Consider the following 6784-nt stretch of genomic DNA (forward strand, 5'->3'; position numbering starts at 1 on the left):
TTCATGGTCTGAATTCTTTTTATGCCATTTTTTACGTGGTTTAAATATTCATTATTCACTCCGGTTCTGTATTTTTCGTTTTCTCTTTTATAGGCTTTGAGATCCGGTTCTCAACTACAATTCTTAGTTTTTACCCTTATATACTCCTTCAAATCTGCCCTCAAATACCTGTCAATCTCCTCCCACTTGTTGTTCCTTGTTTCAGTAAAGAGGAATGCAAAAACCGGATACTGCCTGTAATCAAGCTTCCGCAGTTCCAGGGGCTTTTCAAAGCGAGAAACAAAACCTTCATAATCAAATGCTTCAATATCTTCCGTTTCAATCTCATCCGGCTTTTTGGCAATCAAAAGGCAGCAGGTACTGTTATCTTTCCCCCTCTCCTGAGCTTCATCCTTACCCTTCAGGATCTCCTTCCAGTCCGGCTCCAGCCCCTCTAAAAAATACCTGTGGACATTGATTCCGTAAGCATAATACGCGATATCGGCAGTGCACCACCCCGCAAACCTGATCGGGTTCACCTCTATAGGTACCAGCCTGTTGTTTTTGTCCACCCGCAGTTCGATATGCAGCGGGAAATCCCGTAGTCCTGGTCCCTGCAGCCCCGCTTCCGGCAACTCAGAACCTTGCACCTCATAATCCCACAGCTTTGCAGCTTCATTTATTTGCTGTAGAAGTTTCAGGGCTGCTTCCAGATAGGTCTCAATGATCTTTTTTGAAGTCACATAGACCTTGTCTTCAACATCATTTTCCGCCGGAAACAGGTGCTTCAGGATATTCAGGACCACCGGCTTTCCCTCGCCGTTGTAGTAAGCATCCACAGCCAGCTCCGGCCCTTCGATGCAATCTTCAAGCACAAATTTCCCTGAACTGAACACCTGAGCCGGGAACAACCCTTTGATTGCTTCCATTTCCTGCTTTAAGGCTGGCAGGATCTTTTCCCATTCTTCCCCGGTACTGACCTTATAAACCCCTGCACTGAAGAACCCGACTGCCGGTTTGATTATGAAAGGCTTTTTAACGGCTCCGATATCCAGTTCGTCCAGGTTTTCAAATTTCACTCCCTGATAGGAAAAGTCAGGATAGATGTGCTCAATCAGCTGCCTGAACCTGAACTTATCCTTAAAGAGCCCTATTTTTTCAGGGATGCCGGTGAATCCGAGGTTGTTTGCTATCCAGACGAGGGAAATTTCAGAATTGCTGTATAGTTTGCAGGTTTTCTGGCTTTTGAGGAGTTCTATGAATTCAGTGTCTTCAAGAAGTTTTACGTCTTTGTTGAAACCCAGGCGTTCAGAGGTTTTGTTTTTCAGGACAGGTAATTTCATCTCTGTGATGATATCCTTCAGAATTTGAGAAACGTATGGCTCTTCAAGTATGATCAACTATCCCACCCCTCTTATATGAATTCTCAGTTATCCTACTTCCCTTTTATGAATTTTGTTTTTCAGCTTATATTGGTCCGGCAGTTTTGCCTGAAACACCAGGTTTTATTTGCTGATTCGGAAGAATCTCAGTTTTTTATATTCTTTCACATTGTAATACAAAAATGCAATTTCGTATGAATAAGTATTTATCTTTATAATGCCTCTATTATTTGTTACTATTATTCTCAAATATTTTATTACAAATTAACTTGATAATATGGGGAAAACGGGGTCAATTGTGAGGGGTGGCTTTATGAAGCAGGGAACAGGAGCAAAAAAGGCTTCACAAAAGGAAAAAGTCGATTTGCACGTACATAGTATACGGGGAAAATTGTCATCTGCAGCTTCACCGTTCCCCTATCTTGTCCCGGCATTTGCTCCTGTTTCGTTTCCTGCTTCTGAGTACCTGTTTTTTTCTCCCGGGCTTCTCCAGCTTGATCTGAATATTTACCGGGAGCCCATGATAAAAATGCTTATTAAAGAACAAAGTGAGGACCTTTACCGGCTGATAAAAAAGGTGCACTTTGATGGAAAATACTACCGGGTAAAAAGTGTGCATTCCGGAGGATGGGAACACTGCTGGGAACTGGCGGTCAGGATACAGTTTTTCGGAAAGCTGCAGGGGTTAGCCTTCGAGCCGAAGAGGGTCGTTTCCGGAAAAGATAAGAAAATAATCTACAGGTCCCTCATTCTGGTAAATCCTCATGAACTGTGGGACGAGGAGCTGGTCGAAAGGTTATGGAACCTTCAGGAGAGAATCGAGTTTCTGATTGCAAAAATCCTCTTTCACGAATGCATCCATGTCCTCATCTTCCTCGGAAAAACTCTGCCTTCAGGTTTCGGGCAGACGGATATTTTCCTTGAATTCAGGGAGATTCTTGAGTTTGCAAACTCGAAAAAACTGTGCCCCGAAAGTTGTGGTGTCAAGTCCCACCTTCAGAATCTGGCTGACCTTTCCCCGGACTTTCCCGAAAGCTCCGGAGAAAAGCTGGATAAGGTCCCTGAACTCTATGAGTTCCTGATCCACGAAAAATACAGCATCAAAAAAACCGATCAGGCTTTCGGCCTTTCCTGGAGCAACAGGAAAGTTTCCCGCAACTACGCGAAGATGGCAGCTTTGAAGATGGGCTCCTGCCCGGGGTCCAGTAAAAAGGATTGGGAAAAGGAAGTCTTCAGACTGCACAGGGATTTGAAAGAGCTGTATGACAGGATTGATGACAAGAAGGGCTCTGCGGAGGGCTGTTAAAAAATTCCTTGAGATACTTGAATCACAAAAAACTGGTTAATATAAGAGCAAGAGCTGAAAACCCCGGGAAATTAAGGCTGTCAGGACATTTTGTCATTTTTCATAGGTACTTACATTTTTTCTCCATTTTCCAATAACATTTTCAGGTTCTCCCCTTCTTCTTTCATATGCACCCTGATATCTTCAACCCTCTTCCCCGCAACCTTTGAAAGTAACCCTCCAAACCGAAATGAAAGCGCAGCAGTAAAAACACTTCCACCATTTGAAGGCTTTATGGAAAACGAGCCGCCGGAACAAATAAGAGACTCCGGAAACAGCACCTTATACTCGATCAATTCATTCCGTACACAGCTGGTAATCTCAAAGCTTAATTTTTCCAGTTTGCCCCCGAGGTATTCCTCGGCATAAAGCACAGAGCCTTTTTCAAAATTCTGTCCTTTAACCCACTTAGCAAGTACGTGGTCTTTGTGCCAGGCTCTGTAGTTTTCCGTAAAATGAGCAAACCATTCAAAAACAGCTTCAGGTGATCTGTTTATTACTACGGAATCTTTCAGCGTTGCCATAGTTTGAGTCCCCATTCTCCCTTTGCTTATATTGGTGGCTAAAATACATGTTTTTATCTCTAAAATCACTCGGGCGAGAAATCTTTAAAAAGAACAGTAGTCTTAAAAATAAGGTTTTTACTTTCGCGGGAATATGAGCTTGGTGCACCTTTTTTCAGGCGCAACTTCCTCATGTCTCAGGTGGTAAAAAAGGTATATTCTGTAATTTTCATAGCCTGCAGTATTCTGTAATTTTTATAGCTTCTGCAGTTTATAGCCAGATTTCATCCCTTTTTAAGATAAATACGGCCATTAATAAGAACGTTAAATTTGCTGCCCCGAACCCGGGCATGGTTTTCTCCGGGAGATATGACTCTGTTTTTACCTGGATTGGAAGGTTAAGCGTGTAGTCTTCTGCATTCTCAATATCTTCCTCGAAATAGTAAACGACTCTGCCTTGAACATTGAAGTTCCATAAATCACTGGGATAAGGAAGTTTTTTAGATCGTTTTGACATTAAAGAATAAGCCGGAAATAAGGATTATTTAAATTTAAGACAGCCTCTAAGAGGATGCTAAATGACATCAAATGGAATACTATGAAATTTATTTTAATAAATTAAAATCAAAATTAACCCATAAACAAATATATTAATTGAGGTATTGTGCCAACCACAAAATAAATTTAGAATACAAGTGAAAAGAAAAAGTCATGCTAATTTTATATGTTTACGCATGATACCTCATCAAAAAAAATAAGGGAAATTAGTTTCCCTTAAAAAATAAGGGAAATTAGTTTCCCTTAAGATATGCGAGAATCATTTCAAGTATATGTATTATCTCACTTCTTTTTAGACCGTTTGTTTCTTCTGTATTATTATCCGAAGATGTTGATGTAAGAGTATTATTTACAGTTATTGTTTTGCTTGTAATTGCAAATGTGGAATATTCAGATACTTCAGCTGTAAAGTACACATACGTTGAATCCTGTCCTGTTATTGTAATTGGTACTGCTACCCATTTACTATTATCATACATATTCAGGACAATGGATGATTTATCAAGACCATTTGCTTGAAGCCATGTCTTTTCAACTTTAAAATTAACAGCTGCATCTTCAATATCATTTACATTATCACTGTCGATCCATATGTTAAATGACTTGTAAATATCACCTGTTGGTTTCTCAACTAAAGATGTATCATCTTTCAGATCTTCGATAACAACTTTTGCCTTGCCTGAATCTGTTGTTGATTCAAAATATATATTGTTGACAACTGAATTGTCATTCTTAACATCAACAGTTACCTTCTGGCTATTATCCATGTTTACCTGTGTTGTTTCTACATACTGGATATTAGTCTGTGATGAATCACCTATAATTGTGACATCACCATTATATACAGAAGAATTGTTAGCTGTGATGTAATCCTCGTCTGTGTTTACAGACGTAATAATATCATCATCTGAAGACTCATAATTATAGTCATCGTCAGAATTGTAAATATCGTTATCTGTTGATATTACTGTAGTATCAACTACAACAGAATCATCTGCAACGATAGTATCTTCTTTTTCAACAGAATTTTCATTAGTGTCATCAGAAACATCAACAACAGTAGTTTCATCTTCAATAGTCGAATTGTCTCCTGATGAATTTGCCTTCGCCCCTGCAGTAGCGCATGGGAGTACAGCCCCAAAAATAAGGACTGAAACTAATAGTATTGACAGATATTTTTTCATCCTCTATACCTCTTCCAGGGGATTACCTGTAGAATTGTTTTGCAAAATATGTTTTTCAAAATTTTTACTTTTGATCTCACCAGGAACTATTTTTCTCCAATAAGTACGTCTTGGTTTATCGAGCCTATGGTTTAATTCACTTTCGGCTGGCTTACTGCAGTAAAATTATGTGAAGTTTGCCTTCCAATTGCGATATTGTTGAAATCAGGATATAGCTTCTGTATTTCTCCCGTCTTTTCCTTTGTATCATTTGTGAAAACTCACTAAAAAAATGGATTTTAGGGATGGCAATATAAATGGCAGTTTATTAAGAGTTGAGAAACACTACTTTTCTTGACTCTTTTTCAGGTCTCCCGCTTACCTTAAAAGTATTTTAGGTATAGAATTATTCATAACACTATAAAAAAATCAAACTTAAAATTAAAATCGCAATTCTTATCTGTAAAAATTATATTTATTTGAGAAGTAGTGTTTTGAGGGCATAAGGAGCACAGGAATATAATCGGTGAGGTAACTTTTCCAGTGAGAAAGCTTTTTCGTCAGCTATCCCCAAGGCTAATCTTAAAAAGCCGGCTGGAGCTTTATCCGTCCTTGTGCTGCGATTTTTAGCTATCTGGCTTATTCTTATTGTCTTGCACTGCTCTCTTTGACGTTAAAACGGGAATAACAGGTCTTCTTTTAAAACGCATGATTCTCAAGTCCGTACCTTCGTTTTATACTCTTAAAAAGGTGAGCTCATGAAAATGCGAATTTTTCTAATAACTGTCTTATTTGTTCTATTAGCAGTTTCTTCTCCGGCTTCAGACGTTGTTCCTGATTTACGAATAGATAATATTTACAATCAAGCGAGTAGTCCCGAAACCTCGTACACTTCTTCTCAGTCCACTGTTTCAAAACCAGATTTGTCTCTAACTGAAAGCAATAGATTAGGACTTGTTTCCGGGGATGTGGCAGAGTATAAAATCAAGTTATACGTTGGGCCCGGAGAATATGACAGTATCACTCTTACCAACTATGTGCAGGAGAAAAGTCCCTGGACTACAAAAGCGGATGAAAATCTGGTGATTCTGCCAGGGCATGCTTTGACTGAGAAATTCTATTCCGACATGGCGATATACTATGCTCAGCAGGGGTACAGCGCATATATCCTGGATAGGAGAGAGACAAATATTCCAGTGGATGAAACTGATTTCAGTTTTATGCAGGACTGGACTTTCGATGAATACCTTAAGGACACATACAAAGGTATCAATGTCTCAAGAAGCCATACAGCTCTCTTAAACGGAAAATCTGCAGAAAGCATAGAGGTTACAGCAATCGGCCACAGTCATGGAGCACTGCTTCTAACGGCTTATGAGGCAAGTGAGTATGACGATCTCCCTGCAGGCTCTGTTGACAGAGTAGTGCCTGTTGATATTATTATCAAATATAATCCAAAAAATTCGGAATTAATACCGAATCAGATGCAGGAATTTGCTTCCATTTCCGAAAGTATCGAAAAAGGAGGTTATAATGATAGTAGTATGGCAGGTATGATGTACAGAGGCTACAAGGCTTCTACAGAGCCTGAAGGGCACGATTTCAATCTTACATTCACAAACAGGCAGTTTTTCAGGCTCATGGCAAGCCAGACATATAGTTTTTCCGAATATCCCTATACTCCGGACTATCACTACTGGAGCGGGGATCTTAGCGGCCTCTATCATGTTGACGAAAACCGGCTGCTTAATTTGACTTTAACCGGGGGAGCTGTCCCTTATACGCCAAAGTATCTGGACCAGTATATGGCCTGTCTCTTATACACATCTGACGCTGCCGACGAATAGAGAGGTG

At 39.7% G+C, this 6784-nt stretch carries 6 protein-coding genes; 2 read left to right on the forward strand and 4 right to left on the reverse strand.

Annotated elements, in window-relative coordinates; genetic code table 11:
• Positions 1-110: 110 nt before the first annotated feature.
• Positions 111-1379: an ATP-grasp domain-containing protein gene (locus EO95_RS15845; RefSeq protein ID WP_048136356.1), complete on the reverse strand. Its 1269-nt coding sequence runs from the start codon at positions 1377-1379 to the stop codon at positions 111-113.
• 295 nt (positions 1380-1674) lie between these two features.
• Here EO95_RS15845 and EO95_RS15850 point away from each other — a divergent pair, with 295 nt between their 5' ends.
• Positions 1675-2667: a hypothetical protein gene (locus tag EO95_RS15850; RefSeq protein WP_048136358.1), complete on the forward strand. Its 993-nt coding sequence runs from the start codon at positions 1675-1677 to the stop codon at positions 2665-2667.
• A 110-nt stretch (positions 2668-2777) separates the two neighbouring features.
• Here EO95_RS15850 and EO95_RS15855 read toward each other — a convergent pair whose 3' ends face one another.
• From EO95_RS15855 to EO95_RS15865, 3 genes are all read right to left on the reverse strand, one after another.
• Positions 2778-3230, reverse strand: coding sequence for an SRPBCC family protein (locus EO95_RS15855; RefSeq protein ID WP_048136361.1), 453 nt, complete (start codon positions 3228-3230; stop codon positions 2778-2780).
• Positions 3231-3480: 250 nt separating this feature from the next.
• Complete coding sequence (locus tag EO95_RS15860) at positions 3481-3726, reverse strand: hypothetical protein (protein ID WP_048136363.1); 246 nt, start codon at positions 3724-3726, stop codon at positions 3481-3483.
• A 274-nt stretch (positions 3727-4000) separates the two neighbouring features.
• Complete coding sequence (locus EO95_RS15865) at positions 4001-4951, reverse strand: PGF-pre-PGF domain-containing protein (RefSeq protein WP_048136365.1); 951 nt, start codon at positions 4949-4951, stop codon at positions 4001-4003.
• Between the two features lie 947 nt (positions 4952-5898).
• Between EO95_RS15865 and EO95_RS15870 the strand changes: the two genes are divergently transcribed.
• On the forward strand, positions 5899-6777 hold the full coding sequence (locus EO95_RS15870; RefSeq protein ID WP_200895060.1) for a hypothetical protein: 879 nt from the start codon (positions 5899-5901) through the stop codon (positions 6775-6777).
• The last annotated feature ends 7 nt before the right edge of the window (positions 6778-6784 follow it).

Source organism: Methanosarcina sp. 1.H.T.1A.1 (assembly GCF_000979295.1).
Taxonomy (GTDB): domain Archaea; phylum Halobacteriota; class Methanosarcinia; order Methanosarcinales; family Methanosarcinaceae; genus Methanosarcina.

Bases quoted from the DNA above. Each gene is read 5' to 3' on its own strand.
- EO95_RS15865 (WP_048136365.1), bottom strand. From the start codon at position 4,951: ATGAAAAAATATCTGTCAATACTATTAGTTTCAGTCCTTATTTTTGGG.
- EO95_RS15860 (WP_048136363.1), bottom strand. From the start codon at position 3,726: ATGTCAAAACGATCTAAAAAACTTCCTTATCCCAGTGATTTATGGAAC.
- EO95_RS15855 (WP_048136361.1), bottom strand. From the start codon at position 3,230: ATGGCAACGCTGAAAGATTCCGTAGTAATAAACAGATCACCTGAAGCT.
- EO95_RS15850 (WP_048136358.1), top strand. From the start codon at position 1,675: ATGAAGCAGGGAACAGGAGCAAAAAAGGCTTCACAAAAGGAAAAAGTC.